This window comes from Gluconacetobacter johannae (assembly GCF_014174305.1).
GTDB lineage: Bacteria > Pseudomonadota > Alphaproteobacteria > Acetobacterales > Acetobacteraceae > Gluconacetobacter > Gluconacetobacter johannae.
Genome location: NZ_JABEQH010000010.1, coordinates 67,296 through 83,909 on the forward strand (window position 1 = coordinate 67,296; position 16,614 = coordinate 83,909).

General features: G+C 71.0%; 13 protein-coding genes. 5 read left to right on the plus strand and 8 right to left on the minus strand.

What is annotated here, in order from left to right; genetic code table 11:
- Position 1: 1 nt before the first annotated feature.
- The 3 genes from HLH21_RS08835 to HLH21_RS08845 are packed head-to-tail and all read right to left on the minus strand — an operon-like array spanning position 2 to position 5,593.
- The gene (locus HLH21_RS08835; protein WP_182943392.1) at positions 2-3,331 is read right to left on the minus strand and encodes an efflux RND transporter permease subunit; all 3,330 of its coding nucleotides are present in this window, start codon (positions 3,329-3,331) and stop codon (positions 2-4) included.
- A 47-nt stretch (positions 3,332-3,378) separates the two neighbouring features.
- Positions 3,379-4,707 (minus strand): purine-cytosine permease family protein, encoded by a 1,329-nt coding sequence (locus HLH21_RS08840; RefSeq protein WP_246379437.1) that lies wholly within the window; start codon positions 4,705-4,707, stop codon positions 3,379-3,381.
- A gap of 58 nt (positions 4,708-4,765) precedes the next feature.
- Positions 4,766-5,593 carry an SDR family NAD(P)-dependent oxidoreductase gene (locus tag HLH21_RS08845; protein WP_182943394.1) on the minus strand — a complete coding sequence of 276 codons (828 nt, stop codon included), beginning with the start codon at positions 5,591-5,593 and terminating at the stop codon, positions 4,766-4,768.
- Between the two features lie 85 nt (positions 5,594-5,678).
- Here HLH21_RS08845 and gmk point away from each other — a divergent pair, with 85 nt between their 5' ends.
- From gmk to HLH21_RS08870, 5 genes are all read left to right on the plus strand, one after another.
- Positions 5,679-6,359, plus strand: coding sequence for a guanylate kinase (gene gmk / locus HLH21_RS08850; protein WP_182943395.1), 681 nt, complete (start codon positions 5,679-5,681; stop codon positions 6,357-6,359).
- A gap of 3 nt (positions 6,360-6,362) precedes the next feature.
- Entirely contained in the window at positions 6,363-7,826 is a 1,464-nt protein-coding gene (gene rfaE1, locus HLH21_RS08855) for a D-glycero-beta-D-manno-heptose-7-phosphate kinase (protein WP_182943396.1), read from the plus strand.
- Complete coding sequence (locus HLH21_RS08860; RefSeq protein WP_182943397.1) at positions 7,823-8,992, plus strand: AGE family epimerase/isomerase; 1,170 nt, start codon at positions 7,823-7,825, stop codon at positions 8,990-8,992. Before rfaE1 ends, HLH21_RS08860 begins: the two co-directional genes overlap by 4 nt.
- Before the next feature lie 103 nt (positions 8,993-9,095).
- A complete protein-coding gene (locus HLH21_RS08865) occupies positions 9,096-10,601 on the plus strand; it encodes a replicative DNA helicase (RefSeq protein WP_373319552.1) in 1,506 nt (501 codons plus the stop codon).
- Positions 10,602-10,966: 365 nt separating this feature from the next.
- On the plus strand, positions 10,967-12,118 hold the full coding sequence (locus HLH21_RS08870; RefSeq protein WP_343065123.1) for a glycosyltransferase: 1,152 nt from the start codon (positions 10,967-10,969) through the stop codon (positions 12,116-12,118).
- On the opposite strand, the gene HLH21_RS08875 is transcribed toward HLH21_RS08870, so the two are convergent.
- The 5 genes from HLH21_RS08875 to radA form a co-directional block, all read right to left on the minus strand.
- A complete protein-coding gene (locus HLH21_RS08875) occupies positions 12,076-12,678 on the minus strand; it encodes an SAM-dependent methyltransferase (RefSeq protein ID WP_182943399.1) in 603 nt (200 codons plus the stop codon). The genes HLH21_RS08870 and HLH21_RS08875 overlap by 43 nt on opposite strands.
- Entirely contained in the window at positions 12,671-13,402 is a 732-nt protein-coding gene (locus tag HLH21_RS08880) for a PIG-L deacetylase family protein (protein ID WP_182943400.1), read from the minus strand. The genes HLH21_RS08875 and HLH21_RS08880 overlap by 8 nt, the downstream gene beginning before the upstream one ends.
- Complete coding sequence (locus HLH21_RS08885) at positions 13,399-14,505, minus strand: acyl-CoA dehydrogenase family protein (protein ID WP_182943401.1); 1,107 nt, start codon at positions 14,503-14,505, stop codon at positions 13,399-13,401. The genes HLH21_RS08880 and HLH21_RS08885 overlap by 4 nt, the downstream gene beginning before the upstream one ends.
- A gap of 73 nt (positions 14,506-14,578) precedes the next feature.
- Positions 14,579-15,169 carry an IMPACT family protein gene (locus tag HLH21_RS08890; RefSeq protein ID WP_408871377.1) on the minus strand — a complete coding sequence of 197 codons (591 nt, stop codon included), beginning with the start codon at positions 15,167-15,169 and terminating at the stop codon, positions 14,579-14,581.
- A gap of 14 nt (positions 15,170-15,183) precedes the next feature.
- Positions 15,184-16,596 carry a DNA repair protein RadA gene (gene radA, locus HLH21_RS08895; RefSeq protein ID WP_182943403.1) on the minus strand — a complete coding sequence of 471 codons (1,413 nt, stop codon included), beginning with the start codon at positions 16,594-16,596 and terminating at the stop codon, positions 15,184-15,186.
- Between the last annotated feature and the right edge of the window lie 18 nt (positions 16,597-16,614).

Genomic DNA, 16,614 nt, shown 5'->3' on the forward strand with positions numbered 1-16,614 from the left:
TTCAAACAGGCGTGTGGCGATCCACCGCGTCGGGCGGCGGCAGGATATGCCCGCGCCAGCGCCGCGACAGCCTGCGTACGACCCAGGCGCGGACGCGTTCCAGCAGCAGATAGACAACCGGCGTGGTATAGAGCGTCAGAAGCTGGCTCATCGCCAGGCCGCCGACCACCGCGATGCCCAGCGGCCGGCGCAGTTCGATCCCGTAGCCGGCGCTGACGATCAGCGGCACCGCGCCGAAGGCGGCGGCCAGCGTCGTCATCAGGATCGGCCGGAAGCGCTTGGCGCAGGCCTCGCGGATCGCGGCCTCGGGCGACATGGCGCCATCGCGTTCGGCATGCAGGGCGAAATCCACCATCAGGATCGCGTTCTTCTTCACGATGCCCACCAGCAGGATCATCCCGATCATCGCGATCAGCGAGAATTCCTGCCCGCTGAGCCACAGGGCCAGCACCGCGCCCACCGTCGCCGACGGCAGGGTGGACAGGATGGTCAGGGGATGGATGTAGCTTTCGTACAGGATGCCCAGCGTCACGTACATCGTCGCCAGCGCCGCCAGGAACACCAGAAGCTGGTTCAGCATCGCCGTCTGGAACTGCGCCGCCTGGCCGGTGAAGCCGCCCTGGATGGTGCCGGGGACGTGCATGCGGACCATCGTCGCCTCGATCTCGGCCGTGGCGTCGCCCAGCGTCCTGTTCTTCGCCAGGTTGAACGAGATGGCGCCGGACACGAACCCGCCGCGATGCCCGACCGAGATCGAGGTCGGCCGCATGTCCATCCGCGCCACCACCGGCAGCGGCACCATCGTCTCGACGCTGGAGGACACGGCCGAGCCGCTGGAGGCCCCGGCCCCGCCGGCCAACCGGTTGGCCACGGCGTTGCGGAACGATTGCTGGCTCAACATCGTGGCCCGCGACGCCGCCTGCCCGTCATCGAGGCGCACCCGCACCGTGTTGGACACCGTGCCCCCGCCCGCCGTCCCGCCGGCGGTCGAGACCCGGAAGGCCTGCATCACGTCCGGCGCCTGGCGATAGGGCGGCGCGACCTCCATGACCACATGGTAGGTCGCAAGCGGCGTCGAGATGCTCGACGCGCTGCGCTGGCCGTACGCGTCGAACAGGGCGCTGCCGATCAGTTGCGGCGTAATCAGGTAGCGCGCGGCCGCGTCGCGCGCGATCTCGACATGGACGGCCGAGGCGCGGTCGGTCAGGTTGGTGGTGACGTCGGTCATCACCTTGCTGCCCTGCAGCGCCTGGGTCAGCCGGGGCACCCAGCTGTAGATATCCTCGGCATTGTCGCTCCGCAGGACATAGCGATAGGCGCCCTGCTGCTGCCGGCCGCCGCCGCCGTTGATGTCGCCCGCCGAAAACACCGACAGCCGCAGCCCCGTCAGGCCCGTCAGGCGCTTGCGGATGCGCGCGATCATCTCGTCCGGGCCGTCGGTGCGGTCGCGCTTGCCGATCATCTGGGCGAAGGCCTGGCCCTCGACCCGCGTATCGCCCGAGAACGCGGCCACCGATTCGGTGTCGGGGTCGGCCATCATGGCGTCGCCGACGGCGCGGATCTTGCGCTCCATCGTCTGGAAGGACACCGATTCGTCCCCCCGGAAATAGCCGACGATCAGGGCCACGTCCTGCTTGGGGATAATGTTCTTGGGCATCAGGACGATGATGCCCACGGTCGCCGCCAGGCTGAGCGGCAGGGTGGACAGCACCCACCAGCGATGCCGCAGCGCCCGGTCCAGCGAGCGCACATAGACATGCAGCACCGCCTCGAACGCCGCCTCGATCCCGTCCGAGAGGCGGCGCAGCGCGCGGCGCGCCGGCGAGGCGCCGCGCGGCAGGGGCGCAGTGTGGCCGACATCGAGCAGCAGGCTGCACATCATCGGCGTCAGGCTGACCGACAGGAACAGCGACACCACCACCGTCATCGCCAGGGTCATCGCGAATTCGTAGAACACCTTGCCGGCCGTGCCGGACATCAGCAGCAGCGGCAGGAACACCGCCACCAGCGAGATCGTGATCGACAGCACGGTGAACGCGATCTCGCGCGAGCCGAGCAGCGCGGCCTCCAGCCGCCCCATCCCGGCCTCCATGTGGCGGGCGATGTTTTCCACTACCACGATCGCGTCGTCGACCACGAAGCCGGTGGCGATGGTCAGCGCCATCAGCGACAGCGTGTCCAGCGAGAACCCCAGCAGGTACATCGCCGCCAGCGTCCCGGCCAGCGAGATGGGCACCGTCACCGCCGGAATCAGCGTCGAGCGCGGCGCGCGCAGGAACACCAGCACCACCCCCACCACCAGCAGCACCGAGACCAGCAGCGTCCATTGCGTGTCGGCCAGCGAGGCGCGGATGGTGATCGACCGGTCCATCGCCGGCGTCAGGGTCATGCCGGCGGGCAGCGCGCCCTTCATCGCCGGCATCCGCGCGCGGATCTGGTCCATCACGCGGATGACGTTGGCGCCGGGCTGCGAGCGGACCACGGCCATGACCGCGCGATGGCCGTTGAAATAGCCGGTCTCGCGTTCGTTCTCGACCCCGTCGGCCACGGTGGCCACGTCGGCCAGCCGGACCGGCCGGCCGTCGCGATACCCCACCACCAGGTCGCGATACTGGGCGGCGTGCCGGGCCTGGTCGTTGGTCGACAGGCTGTAGCGTTGCGGCCCGACATCGACGAAGCCCTTGGGCGTGTTGGCGTTGGCCGAGGCCAGGGCCGAGCGGACGTCCTCGAACCCGATGCCGTACTTGAACAGGGGGAAGGGATTCATCTCCACCCGCACGGCGGGGGACGAACTGCCGACCAGTTCGATCCAGCCGACGCCCTTGATCTGCGCCAGCATCGGCTGGAGGCGCGTCGTCATGACGTCGTACAGCTCGGCCACCGGCCGGGTGTCCGATGTCAGCGCCATCACCATGATGGGGCTGTCGGCGGGGTTGGCCTTCCAGTATTGCGGCACCATCCGCAGGGTGGTGGGCATGTCCTGCGTCGCCGCCCGCAGCGCCGCCTGCACGTCGTTGGCCGCCCCGTCGATGTTCCGGCTGTCGTCGAAGGTCAGCAGGATGAACGAGGTGCCGTCGGTGGAATCGGATTCGATCTCGCTGATGCCGGCGATCTGCCCCAGGCGCCGCTCCAGCGGCGTCGTCACCGAACTGGCCATCTGCTGCGGCGACGATCCCGGCTGGGTCGCGACGACATAGATGATGGGCACCGAGATGTTCGGCAGGTCGCCCACCGGCAGCACGCGATAGGCGAACAGCCCCGCCATCACCAGCGCCAGCGAAATCAGGGTCGTGGCCACCGGCCGCAGGATGAAGGGGCGACAGGGATTCATGCGGCGCGGGTCATCGGCGGGTCATGATCCTTATCCACGGGCCACGGCTAGGTGCGGGCCCGCCCCGCGCCATACCACAGGGCGGCCCCGAAGAAGCCGACATAATAGCCGATGTCCGCCCCGCCCAGCCACCGCGCGACCGGACCGGTATAAAGCTGGCTGGTCGAGAACAGCAGGATCGTCGCCACCGAGGTGACGACGAAGATCGTGGCCCCCCGCGTCCAGCCCGGCGGCGCCGGGTGGACGGTGCGGTCCCCCAGGTACCAGTCCGCCAGCACGATGCCGATCCACGGCGCGATCCAGTACATCGTCACCAGCAGATAGTCGGTATACAGCGCGGCATAGCGCCCCGCCCCCGCGACCGCCAACACATAGCCCAGCGTCGCCGTGATGATCGCGGCCAGCACGCGCGGCACATGGATGCCGGCGGAAATCAGGCTGTAGCTGGCCGTATTGTCGTTGAACGAATTGCCGGTGACCGACGACAGCGCGATCGCCGCCAGCACCACCGGCCCCAGCGGGCCCGCGGCGTGCTGCAGGCTGGCGATCACCGCCGTGGGCGACGGCTCGGCGATGCTGGCCGCCGTCAGCAGGCCCAGGACCTGGAACGGCACGGCCGACCCCAGCAGCCCCGCCAGCGCCAGCCCGACCACCCGGCGCGGATCGCTGTCGGCAGGCAGGTAGCGCGTGTAGTCCGACGAATAGGACGCCCAGGACAGGTTGAAGCTGGCCAGGATCCCCACCGCCAGCAAAAACGTCGCCACCCCCGGCGGATGGGCGGCCGGCGGCATCGCGACCCCGCGCGAGACGCATTCCACCCCGATCACCGTAAAGGCCAGCAGCAGGACGCCACCCAGATATTTCTGCAGCGCCTGCACCATGTCGTGGCCATAGATACTGGCCACCATCTGCACCGACGCCAGAATGCCCAGCGCCAGCCAGAACGGCAGGCCGACTCCCGCGACGATCGACAGGAACGCGATCAGCGCCGCCGCCGCCGGCACGTTGTTCACCGCGTCCCAGCCGACGCAGTAGATCCAGTTGAGGAAGGCGGGCGGACGGATGCCGATCCGGCCCAGGGCGCGGCGCGAGGCCTCCATCTGCGTCAGCCCGGTCGCGGGGCCGATCGACGCCGCCAGCGCCACCGGCAGCGCGCCGACCAGGTTCCCGATCAGGATCGCCGCCAGGCCCGCGCGGAAATCCAGCCCCAGCGACACCAGCAGCACGCCCGTCACCCACCCGCCTGGCCCGAGGTTAGGGGAAAAATGACTCCAGAACACGCGATCGACAGGCATGGTCTTGCGCGCGGCCGGCACCGGGCGGGACACCGCCGCAACACCGAGTTCCTCCATCAGGGGCGGGCGCGGAAAAGGCATCGTCACAGGGTCCGATCGCGCGGGGGCATGTCGGCGCGATCGTTGCGTGAATAAGCCCTTATGGCAAGTCGCCGGCGCCGCCGGTCTCGGGCATCGAGCCCGCGCGTCCGGCGGGCTGGCGGACATAGAACGCCTCCGCCAGGCGCGGCGGCAGCAGGTCCATCGCCCGCGACCCCGCCGCCAGCCACCAGGGAAAGGCGATGCGCCGCCGCCCGGCCGCCACCCCGCGCAGGATGGCGCCCACCGCGTCGTCCATCTCGGTCAGGCCCGGCATGGGAAAGCGGTTGGACGCCGTCATCGGCGACCGGACGAAGCCGCAGCAGACGCTGGACATCAGGATGCCGTCGCGGGCCATGTTGCCCCCGGTCGCCACCATGAAGCGGTCCACCGCCGCCTTGGACGCGCAATAGGACGGCGTGCCGGGAAAGGCGACATAGGCCGCGACCGAGGCGATGGCGCAGATCCGCCCCCGGACCCCGCGCGCGTCACGCGCCTGCCCCGCCTGGACCGCCAGCGCCGGCAGGACGGTGTTGAGGACCCCGCCCAGGTTGGTGTCCATCATGCGGCGGACCTGGCCGTCCGGCTCGCACGGGGCGGCGCGGCCGGCGGGGCACGCGGTCGAGGCCGTGATTCCCGCGCAGGCGAACACCAGGTCCAGCGCGCCGGCGCCGCCGATCCACGCCGCCATGCCTGCGCGGTCGCGCACGTCCTGGCGGTGGGGGCGCACCGACGCCCCGCGCCCGGCGCAGCGTTCGGCCACGTCGCGCAGCCGCGCCGGATCCCGCCCCCCCAGATGCAGCAGCGCGCCCGGACGCGCCAGGGCCAGGGCGATGGACCGACCGATACCGGACGACGCCCCCGTGACGAGAATCGTATCCTGTTTCATGTTCGCCAGATTAGAGACCGCCTGATAAAAGACCGCAAACCCGCGTCGCCGCGGGCCGATCGAGGATCTGAGGAATGTGCCGCCGATGACGCCCACCAGCGAACGACAGGCCCACCCCGCGCGCCAGACGCCGATCGCGCGCCGGGGGGTCTGCCTGGTGATTTCCGCCCCGTCGGGCGCTGGGAAATCGACCATCGCCAACGCGCTGCGCGCCGCCGACCACCGGCTGCTGCATTCGGTGTCGGTCACCACCCGCCAGCCCCGCCCCGGCGAGACCGAGGGCGTCCATTATCACTTCCGCACCATGGAGCAGTTCCAGCGCATGGCCGAGGACGGCGAGATGCTGGAATGGGCGACGGTGTTCGGCCGGGGCTACGGCACGCCCCGCGCGCCCGTCGAGGCCGCGCTGGACGCGGGACGCGACATGGTGTTCGACATCGACTGGCAGGGGCACCGGCAGATCCGCGACGCCCTGCCCCATGACGTGGTCAGCCTGTTCGTCCTGCCCCCCTCGCTGGCCGAGCTGGAACGCCGGCTGTGCAACCGCGCGTCCGACCATGCCGAGGAAATCGCCCGCCGGATGAAGGCCGCCCGCGACGAGATCTCGCACTGGCGGGAATTCGACCATGTGATCGTCAATACCGACCTGGACCAGGCCATCGCCGAGGCCCGCGCCGTGCTGGTGGCGGCCCGGCTGCAAACCCGGCGCCAGGCGGGCCTGGCCGGCTTCGTCGCCGGATTCGACGCGGCCGGATCGGGCGCGTAACCCGTGGATTTCTCGTCGATCACGGTGCTGTGCATCGGTGACGTCATGCTCGACCGGTTCGTCTATGGCGAGATGGAGCGCATCTCGCCCGAGGCCCCGGTTCCCGTCCTGCGCCTGGGCCGCACGCGTGAGATGCCCGGCGGCGTCGGCAACGTGGCCAACAACATCCTGTCGCTGGGCGGGCGGGCGATCCTGATCGGGCTGGTGGGCCGGGACGCGCCGGGGGCGGCGCTGCGCGCGCTGCTGGGCGCGCGGCCGGGGCTGACCGACGCGCTGGTCGACACCGGCGCGCGGCCCACGATCTGCAAGACCCGCTTCATCGCCGCCAACCAGCAGGTCGTCCGCGCCGACGAGGAAAGCCGCCTGCCGGTGCAAGAGCCCGAGGTCCATGCCCTGCTCGCCGCGATCGACGCCCATATCGACGCCGCCACCATCGTCGTGCTATCGGACTACGCCAAGGGCGCCTGCGCCGACCCGGTGATCCGGCACGCCATCGCCCGCGCGGGCGCGCGATCCATCCCGGTCTTCGTCGATCCGAAGTCGCGCGATTTCTCGCGCTATCGGGGGGCCGCCTGCATCACGCCCAACGCCCGCGAACTGGCGCAGGCGACGGGCCTGCCGGTGGATAGCGACGCCGAGATCGAACAGGCCGCCCACGCCGCCATGCTCCAGGCCGACGCCGGCGCCATCCTGGCCACCCGGTCGGAAAAGGGCATGGCCCTGGTCGAACGCACCGGCGCCGTCCAGACCGTGCCCGCCCGCGCGCGCGAGGTCTTCGACGTGTCGGGCGCGGGCGATACGGTGATCGCGACCCTGGCCCTGGCGGCGGGGTCGGGCATGACGCTGGCGCAGGCGATGCATGTCGCCAACGCGGCGGCGGGGGTGGTGGTCGGCAAGCTGGGCACCGCGACGGCGGACATCGCCGAGGTGCTGGCCGAACTGAACGCGCAGGACCATGCCCACGCCGCCGATGCCCCCGTCCTGCTGTCGCGCGACCAGGCCGCGGAGCAGGTGGCGCGGTGGAAGGCGCAGGGGTTGCGGGTCGGCTTCGCCAACGGCTGCTTCGACATCCTCCATCCCGGCCATGTCGGGCTTCTGGCGGCGGCCCGGGCGGCGTGCGACCGGCTGATCGTGGCGCTGAACGCCGACGCCAGCGTGGCCCGGCTGAAAGGCCCCGAGCGTCCGGTCAACACGCTGCGCGATCGCGCGACGGTCATGATGGCGATCCGCCATGTCGATGCCGTCGTCGCCTTCGACGAGGACACGCCGCTGGCGCTGATCCGGCTGCTGCTGCCCGACGTGCTGGTCAAGGGCGCCGACTACCGCCCCGAGCAGGTCGTGGGCGCCGACGTGGTGCAGGCGGCCGGCGGCCGGCTGCTGCTGGCGCGGCTGGAGGACGGGCAATCGACGACGCGGACCCTGGGCCGCATCCGCGCCATCGGAACCGCCGGGACGCGGGACCAATGATCCCTCCCGCCCCGACGCTGCCCGACGACATCCGCCAGGCCCATGCCGCGTTCGGATCGTGGCTGTTCGACCGCGCCCTGCCCGTCTGGGGGGCCACGGGGTGCGACGGCGACGCGGACGACCCCGCCCGGCTGGGCGCGCGCGAACAGCTCAACCCCGACGGCACGGCGGCCGATCCGGGCTTCAAGCGCCTGCGCGTGCAGGCCCGGCAGCTTTACGCCTTCACCCGCGCCGCGCTGTACGGCTGGCCCGGCGGCGCGGCGCGGGCCGAGGGCATCTATCGCTTCATGCGGCGCGGCCTGCGCGACGACGGCGGATGGGTCAGCCGCCTGACCGCCGGCGGCGCGGTGCTGGACCCGACGGCCGATCTGTACGACCTGGCCTTCATCATCTTCGCCCTGTCCTGGTACGGGCGGCTGGACACCTCGGGCACGCCGGTCCACCTGGCGCGGCAGACCATCGCCTGGCTGCGGCGGGCCATGGCCACGCCCAACGGCGGGTTCCTCGACACCCTGCCGCGCGGCGATGGTCCCCGGCAGCAGAACCCGCACATGCATCTGCTGGAAGCGGCGCTGGCGCTGTTCGAGACCACGGGCGACGAGTCCGACGCCACCCTGGCGCACGATCTGGTCGATCTGTTCCGCACCCGCCTGTTCGACGAACGGACGGGCACGCTGGGCGAAGCCTTCACCGACGACTGGCGGCCCGTGCCCGGCGCGGCCGGCCACCTGGTCGAGCCCGGCCACCAGTACGAATGGGTGTGGCTGCTGTGCGAGTACGGGCGCCTGACCGGCCGCGCCCTGCCCGATCACGCGCGCATCCTCTTCGGGTTCGGCCGCCGCCACGGCGTCGATCCCGAAACCGGCCTGGTCCGCGACGTGCTGCGCCGCGACGGCGCCATCGTCCGGGGATCGGCGCGGCTGTGGGCGCAGACCGAGGGCCTGCGCGCGGAAATCGCCATGTACGACCCCGCCTCCAGCGGGGCGCGGATCGCGCGCATCGTCGATAATCTGCTGGGCCGCTATTTCACCCACTGTCCGCCCGGAACCTGGAACGACCATCTGGACGATGCGCTGCGGCCCATGGGCGAGCGGATTCCGGCCAGTTCCTTCTATCACATCGTCGCGGGCTATGCGGAGCTGGACCGGCTGGTCCGCAAGGGCTGAACAGGCGGGCACGGGCCCGGTTCGGGCAAGTTATCCCCAGGTTCCTTGGTTATCCACAGACCAGTCCACAGGCTGCGTCTGGTAAGAGGACCCTGTGAACCAGATCGACCCCTCCCCCGACGAGTCCCGCACGGGCGACACGCTGCTCGGCCTGTCGCAGCGCCAGCCCCCTGCCAACATGCAGGCCGAACAGGCGCTGCTGGGCGCGTTGCTGACCAACAACCGCGCCTACGACCGGGTGTCCGACTTCCTGACCGGCGAGCATTTCGCCGATACCGTCAACGGCCGGATCTATGACGCCATCGCCCGGCGGATCGAGGCCGGGCACCTGGCCGACCCGGTGACGCTGCGCGCCGAATTCGAACATTCCGGCCTGCTGGATTCGGTGGGGGGCACCGCCTATCTGGGCCGACTGCTGACCGCGATGGTCGGCATCATCAATGCCGGCGATTATGGCCGCGCGATCCACGACGCCTGGGTCCGCCGGCAGTTGATCGACATCGGGGAGACAGTCGTCAACAACGCCTTCGGCGCGCGGCCCGACCTGGACGGCGTGGACCAGATCGCCGCCAGCGAGGAGGCGCTGTTCCGCCTGGCCACCGAAAAGGGGCAGGAAGGCGGCTTCACCAGCTTCGACCGGGCGTTGGCCGATGCGCTGGACGTGGCGGAAAAGGCGTTCCACCGCACCGGCGACGTCGTGGGCCTGACCACCGGCCTGCGCGACCTGGACAAGAAGACCGGCGGCCTGCACCCGTCGGACCTGCTGATCCTGGCCGGCCGCCCCGCCATGGGCAAGACGGCGCTGGCGACCAAGATCGCCTTCAGCGCCGCGCGGGCGCTGATGCGCGAGGCGCAGGACGCCGCGCCCGGCACCCAGCCCAAGGGGTCGGTCGCGATCTTCTCGCTGGAAATGTCGGCCGAGCAGTTGGCCACCCGTATCCTGTCCGAACAGGCCAGCGTGTCGGGCGAGCGCATCCGGCGCGGCGATATCGGGCAGAAGGAGTTCGATCGCTTCGTCCACGTCACCCGCGAACTGGCGCAATTGCCGCTGCATATCGACGACACGCCCGCCATCTCGCTGTCGGCGATGCGTACGCGCTGCCGCCGCCTGGCCCGCACCAAGGGGCTGAGCCTGGTGGTGGTCGATTACCTGCAGTTGATGCGGCCCTCGGTCGGCACCCGCCCGGAAAGCCGCGTGCTGGAAATCTCGATGATTACGCAGGGGCTGAAGGCCATCGCCAAGGAGCTGAGCGTGCCGGTGATCGCGCTGTCGCAGTTGTCGCGCCAGGTGGAAAGCCGCGAGGACAAGCGGCCGATGCTGTCGGACCTGCGCGAATCCGGGTCGATCGAGCAGGACGCCGACGCCGTCATGTTCGTCTATCGCGACCAGTATTACCTGCAGCAGCGCCAGCCCAAGGAAACCGCCCACGAGTCGAGCGAGAAATACCAGACGGCGATGGAAGAATGGCAGCGCAAGATGGATCTGGCCCACAATCGCGCCGAACTGATCCTGGAAAAGCAGCGCCACGGCCCCACCGGCACCGTGCATCTGTTCTTCGAGGGCGAATTCACCCGCTTCGGCGACCTGGACCTGGTGCACGACGCCTGATGCCTCGGGGGCGATGCCCAAAAGAAGGTCGGGCGCTGCCCGAACCCGGCAAGGGCCTCGGCCCTTGCATCCCATTCGATTTGTAAAGTCTGGGGTTTCCCAAAGGCTCTGTTGTCGTTAGGTGTTGGTGGCGAAGCTCAGGGCTCTGCCCTGAAACCCGCCAAAGGCCACAGGCCTTTGGAAACCAAACTCTTTATCCACGATCGGGGTCCAGGGCCTCAGGCCCTGGTGGGTTCGGGCAACGCCCGACCTTCCTCACCCAGAGCCGAGGAAGAAGCGTTACTTTCGCGCTTATGGGGCGCTGCCCCAGGCAACTTGCCGCATCGTTCTCCGTTGAGGGCACTCCCCCTGCCCGAGCACAGCCCGTGCCCATCCGGTCCCTCTCGTCTCGCCCTGCGATGGTCGTCGCCGTTCCGGTGCGCGACGAGGAAGCACGCATCGGTCCCTGCCTGCTGGCCCTGGCGGCGCAGGGCGGGGCCACGCCCGACCATGTCGTGCTTCTGGTCAACAACACCACCGACGGCACCGTCGCCCGCGTGCGCGACATGGCGCCTGCCCTGCCCTTTGCGCTGACGGTGGCATGCCGCGTCTATCCCGACGCGCAGGCCCATGCCGGCACGGCCCGGCGCGAGGCCATGGAGATCGCGGCCGCACGCGCCGGGGCCGGCGGCATCCTGCTGACCACCGATGCGGACGGCCGTGTCGCCCCCGACTGGATCGGGCGCACCCTGTCCGCGCTTGCCGCCGGCGCGCAGGCCGTGTGCGGGCGGGCGCGGATCGACCCGATGGAGGCCCTGGCCATTCCGGCGCATCTGCATCGCGACGATGACCGCGAGGTCGCCTACGCCACGGTGCTGGACCGCATCCATGACCTGGCCGACCCGGACCCGTTCGACCCGTGGCCGCGCCATACCGAACATTCCGGCGCCAGCATTGCCGTCACCGTGGCCGCGTGGGCGCGCGCGGGCGGTGTTCCCGCCCTTCCCATTGCCGAGGACCGCGCCTTTATCGCGGCCCTGCGCCGGGTGGACACGCCGATCCGTCATGCCGCCGACGTGCGGGTCACCGTCTCGGGCCGCATCCTCGGCCGGGCCAGGGGCGGGATGGCCGATACCATCGCGCGGCGGATGGAACGCCAGGACGCGGTGCTGGACGACAGCCTCGAACCGGCCGGCGACTGCCTGCGCCGCGCCCGCGCCAGGGCATGGCTGCGACATCTGCATGACGAACAGGGGATAGGCCGCGACACGCGGGCGTCAACGGCCAGCCTGGCCGCGATGCTCGGCGTCCCCACGCATCATGTGGCCCATCGGATGATAGGGCCGTATTTCGGCATGTGCTGGGAACGGCTTGAAGCCGAAACCCCGTCGCTGCGGCGGCGGCGCGTCCACCGCAGCGACCTGGCATGGCATCATGCCCGGGCGGTGGACATCGTCGCCGGCCTGCTGGACGGACCCTGCATCCAGGACGACCGTCAGGTCCCCCTGATGTCGCCGGCCAGCAGGTCGATCCGATAGCCGTCCCGCCTTTCGGAAAAGGCGCCTGCCCATCCGGCCCCGCGACACTGCCCGAGGAAAAGATCGGCCGCTTCGTCGCCCGTGCAGGGCGTATCCGTCGGCCCGGTCCAGTTCACCAGCAGGATCGACGCATCCGGCCGCGCAACCGCCAGAATCCGGTCGGCCAGGGCCATGATGTCCGCCCGCGACAGGAAATACAGCAATTCCGAGACCACGATCAGGTCGCACGACCCCGGCGACAGGGCAGGAAACGCGCCGGGCAAGTGCCCCTGGTGGAACGAGACCGCAGGCCAGCCCCGGCAGCGCGCCCGCGCCCGCCGTAACGCCGCCTCCGCCACATCCACGCCCAGAAGCCGCGCGCAACGGGGGGCGAGTTCCGCCGTCATCACCCCGATGGAACAGCCGAGTTCCAGGGCGAAATCGAAACGCCGTTCGCCCAGCACCGCCAGCGTCCGGGCATATTTGCGGCGTTCATAGGCGCGGGTCTCGAACCCCCAGGGGTCGGGATGCGCGTCATACAGGCGGGCGAAGACCGATCCGGGCCAGCTTGCGCTACTCATGATCGAGAAAGACCTCGAAGGGCACATCGAAGGCCGACAGCAGAGTGTCCGGAAGACGGAATCCGGTCGGGTCATCCCCGATCAGGCCGCCATGCTGGCTTTCGTGCGCGCCGATCGCCTCGGCCTTCACCGTCAGGTAACGTGCGATATCGAGGCGCATCCCCTGCGGCGGCCGCTGGTCCAGTTCGGTGTCCGGCGCAATCAGCCAGCCCCACACCGGATAGGCGAGCAGGGACAGACCGCCGGATTGCCGTAACGCCACGCCCATTTTCCATGCGGCCTCATGATCGCAATGCGGGTCGTGACGCCAGGGGGCCAGGACCGTGCCGCACGCATGCCGCGCCGCCAGTCCGGCCAGGGTCTCCACCGCCCGGTCGAATGCCGGGCCTTCATGCGGCGCGGCGGCATCCGGCAGGCCGAGAAAGACGATGCGTGCGGGCGCGAGGCCGAGGAGGGAGACGGCGTGCCGCGCCTCGGCCTGCCGCCGGGCCCGCAGGCGCGCGGGCGGCCACGCGCGCGAATGAGGATGCGAGGCCGCGCCATCGGTCACGATCGCCACCAGCGGCGGCCGCCCGGCGGCGCAGCACGCCGCGATCAGCCCGCCGCAGCCCAGGCTCTCATCGTCGGCATGCGGGGCCAGCACCAGGGCGGTGCCCGGCACGATCCGGTCGAGCGGCCGGAAGGGCAAGGCCCGGAACGCATCCTGGACCAGGCCGGCCTTCATGCCGGCCCCTCCGGCTGGGGCAGGTCGCGCCGGGTGAACCAGCCGGCCGCCTCGACCAGCGTTTCGTCGGGCGCGGGCTGGCGCAGATAGGTCGCCAGGTCGCGCAGGATCCGCTCGACGACATTGCTGGTCACGAAAGCCGACAGGCCGAGCCCCCGCTGCACCAGTTCGATGACATCCAGCCCGGCGCGCTCGGTCGCGATCCGGGCCAGATTGACCGTGGCGGCGACGTCGCCGGGGTCGAAGCCCCGCCCTTCCGCCACCAGCGCGGCCTTTCTGGCCCACAGCGCGGCCGTTTCCCGCGCGATCAGCGCCAGGCCCACGCGCACCCGCTGATGGGGGTCGCCATCACGCGCCCGGTCCGCCAGTTGCAGGCGCAACAGGTCCACCAGCCGGTCGATCCCGCCCAGCGCCACGGCGATGCCCCGCCACGCCCCGGCCGAAAACTCCGGCTGGCGCAGGTAATCGCCCGGCTGTCCGACCAGCGCGTCCGGCGTCAGGACCACGCCCGTGAAATCGCAGCGCCCGGTGCCCGCCCCGCGCATGCCGCTGACGTCGCCGACCGACAGGCTGGCCGAACCGGCGTCGTCGCGCGGGACCAGGATCAGGCGCGTGTCGCCGTTCGCGGCCCGCGCCGTTATCAAGGGGCGCGTGACCTGCAAGGCCCCGGAGGCGAACAGTTTTTCGCCGTGCAGCACGATCGCCGCGCCATCGTCGTGGAAACGAACGGGTTCGACCCCTTCCGTGACCCAGATGCCCAGCAGCGCCCCGTCGCGCACGTCCGCCGCCACCCGCCGCATCTGCGCGTCCGTGCCATAACGGGCAACCAGCCGGATGGCATTCACATGCCCTTCCAGCAACCGCCCCACCGCCAGGCTGCCCTGCCCCACCAGGCGCAGCAGCCGCAGAAGACCCAGGGCGCCCGCCGGCTCGGTTCCATATCCCCGTCCACCCCATGCGCGCGGCAACGGGGCGGAAAACGCCCCCAGATGTCGCAAATGGGCCATGCCCTCGCGCGGAAAGGCGGCCGCGCCGTCATTCTCCGACGCTTCCTGTTCCAGGGCCGGCAGCAAGGCGACCAGGGCGGCAAAGGGAAAATTCATGCCCGACCCAACGCCCCGCACGCCGGGATGTTTCCCCAGCGGGCGGCGTGCGAAGGGCGAAGCCCGACCTTCCTTACGGTGTCTCGCCGTCCACCACGCGCGGCACCGACTGCCCGCGCGTCAGGTCGGTGATCCGCGCCACGGCCTCGGCCATCCGGTCGTCGGGGACGGCGATCACCAGCGCCGCGCCGGTCGCGTCGAATGCCTCGTCCTCGACCGTCGCGTCCAGCGCGCCCAGCCGCGCGCGCAGCAGCGCCAGATCGGCGAAGCCGCAATGCAGGGCCAGGCGCGTCGTCGGCACGATCGGCACCCGGGGGGCCAGGCGCAGGCATTCCGCCGCCGTCCCGCCATAGGCGCGGACCAGCCCGCCCGCCCCCAGCTTGATGCCGCCGAACCAGCGCGTGACCACCACGACCGTCCGGTCGAACCCCTGCCCGTCGATCACCTGCAGGATCGGCCGGCCGGCGGTGCCGCCGGGTTCGCCGTCATCGTCGCTGCGGTAATCCTGCCCGATGCGGTACGCCCAGCAATTATGGGTGGCGTCGGCGATGCCGACCGCGCGCACGAAGGCCATCGCCTCGGCCGGGCAGGCGACCGGGGCCGCCTGCGCCAGGAACACGCTTTTGCGGACCTCGCGCTCCAGCCGGGCGGGGGCTGTGAGCATGACGCGCCCGGCGGTCATGCCGCGTCCCCGTCCCCCTCCACGCCGCCGAACAGCGCCACCAGGTCGCCCAGATGCCCGATCTCGTTCAGGTGCAGCCCCTCGGGCGCCACCAGCCGCGTGTTGCCCCTGGCGACCCGGCGCGGCAGGAAGGCGGCGTCGAAGCCCAGCTTCTGCGCCTCCTTCAGGCGGGCGTCGGCCTGGGCGACCTGCCGGACCTCGCCCGACAGGCCGACCTCGCCGAAATAGACCGCGCCGGCATGGGTCGGCCGCCCGGTGGCGGCGGACACCAGCGCCGCCGCCACCGCCAGGTCGGCCGCCGGTTCCAGCACCCGCAGGCCGCCGGCGATGTTCAGGTGCACATCCATGCCGTGCAGCTTCATGCCGCAACGTGCTTCCAGCACCGCCAGCAGCATGTTCAGCCGCGAGGAATCCCAGCCGACCACCGCGCGGCGCGGCGCGGAATCGCCGGATTTGGGCGACAGCAGGGCCTGGACCTCCAGCAGCACCGGGCGCGTGCCCTCGATTCCGGCGAAGACCGCCGACCCGGCGATATGGCCGCGCCGTTCCGCCAGGAACAGGGCGGAGGGGTTGGGGACCTCGACCAGCCCCTGGTCGGTCATGGCGAAGACGCCGATCTCGTCCGTGGCGCCGAAGCGGTTCTTGGCGGCGCGCAGGATGCGGAACTGGTGGCCGCGATCGCCCTCGAAATACATCACGGCGTCGACCATGTGTTCCAGCACGCGCGGGCCGGCCAGCGCCCCTTCCTTGGTCACGTGCCCGACCAGGATCAGGCTGAAGCCCCGCTGCTTGGCCAGGCGGATCAGTTCGAACGCGGTGGCGCGAACCTGGCTGACGGTGCCGGGCGCGCTGTCCACGCTTTCCAGCCACATCGTCTGGATCGAATCGATGACCACCAGCGTCACGTCGCGCTCGGCCTCCAGCGTGCCGGCGATGTCGGTCACGTTGATCGCCGCCGCCAGGTCCAGCCCCGGCGCGTCCAGCCCCAGACGCCGGGCGCGCAGGCGGATCTGGTCCACCGCCTCCTCGCCCGAGATGTACATGACCCGCCGGCCGCTGCCGGCCAGCGCGCAGGCCGCCTGCAGCAGCAGCGTCGATTTGCCGATGCCCGGATCGCCGCCCACCAGCACCACCGAGGCCGGGACCAGGCCGCCGCCCAGCACCCGGTCCAGCTCGCCGATGCGGGTGCCGATGCGCGGCGGCGGCTCCGCCTGGCCGTCGAGGCTGACGAAGGCGATCTTCGCCCCCCGGGCGCGGCGGGTGGCGGGTGCTCCGGTCGCCGACGGGGTCGCTTCCTCCTCGACGATGCTGTTCCATGCGCCGCAGGCCTCGCACCGGCCGGCCCATTTGGGGAAGGCCGCCCCGCAGGACTGGCAGACATATCGGGGCGACGACGGACGACGGGCCAAGCGACGTAACTCCGGAAA

What these genes read in the sequence shown, in the direction of transcription:
- HLH21_RS08860 (WP_182943397.1), top strand. Translation starts at nt 7,823, where the DNA reads ATGATCCCTCCCGCCCCGACGCTGCCCGACGACATCCGCCAGGCCCAT.
- HLH21_RS08835 (WP_182943392.1), bottom strand. Translation starts at nt 3,331, where the DNA reads ATGAATCCCTGTCGCCCCTTCATCCTGCGGCCGGTGGCCACGACCCTG.
- HLH21_RS08880 (WP_182943400.1), bottom strand. Translation starts at nt 13,402, where the DNA reads ATGAAGGCCGGCCTGGTCCAGGATGCGTTCCGGGCCTTGCCCTTCCGG.
- HLH21_RS08885 (WP_182943401.1), bottom strand. Translation starts at nt 14,505, where the DNA reads ATGAATTTTCCCTTTGCCGCCCTGGTCGCCTTGCTGCCGGCCCTGGAA.
- gmk (WP_182943395.1), top strand. Translation starts at nt 5,679, where the DNA reads ATGACGCCCACCAGCGAACGACAGGCCCACCCCGCGCGCCAGACGCCG.
- HLH21_RS08845 (WP_182943394.1), bottom strand. Translation starts at nt 5,593, where the DNA reads ATGAAACAGGATACGATTCTCGTCACGGGGGCGTCGTCCGGTATCGGT.
- HLH21_RS08875 (WP_182943399.1), bottom strand. Translation starts at nt 12,678, where the DNA reads ATGAGTAGCGCAAGCTGGCCCGGATCGGTCTTCGCCCGCCTGTATGAC.
- HLH21_RS08840 (WP_246379437.1), bottom strand. Translation starts at nt 4,707, where the DNA reads ATGCCTTTTCCGCGCCCGCCCCTGATGGAGGAACTCGGTGTTGCGGCG.
- HLH21_RS08890 (WP_408871377.1), bottom strand. Translation starts at nt 15,169, where the DNA reads ATGCTCACAGCCCCCGCCCGGCTGGAGCGCGAGGTCCGCAAAAGCGTG.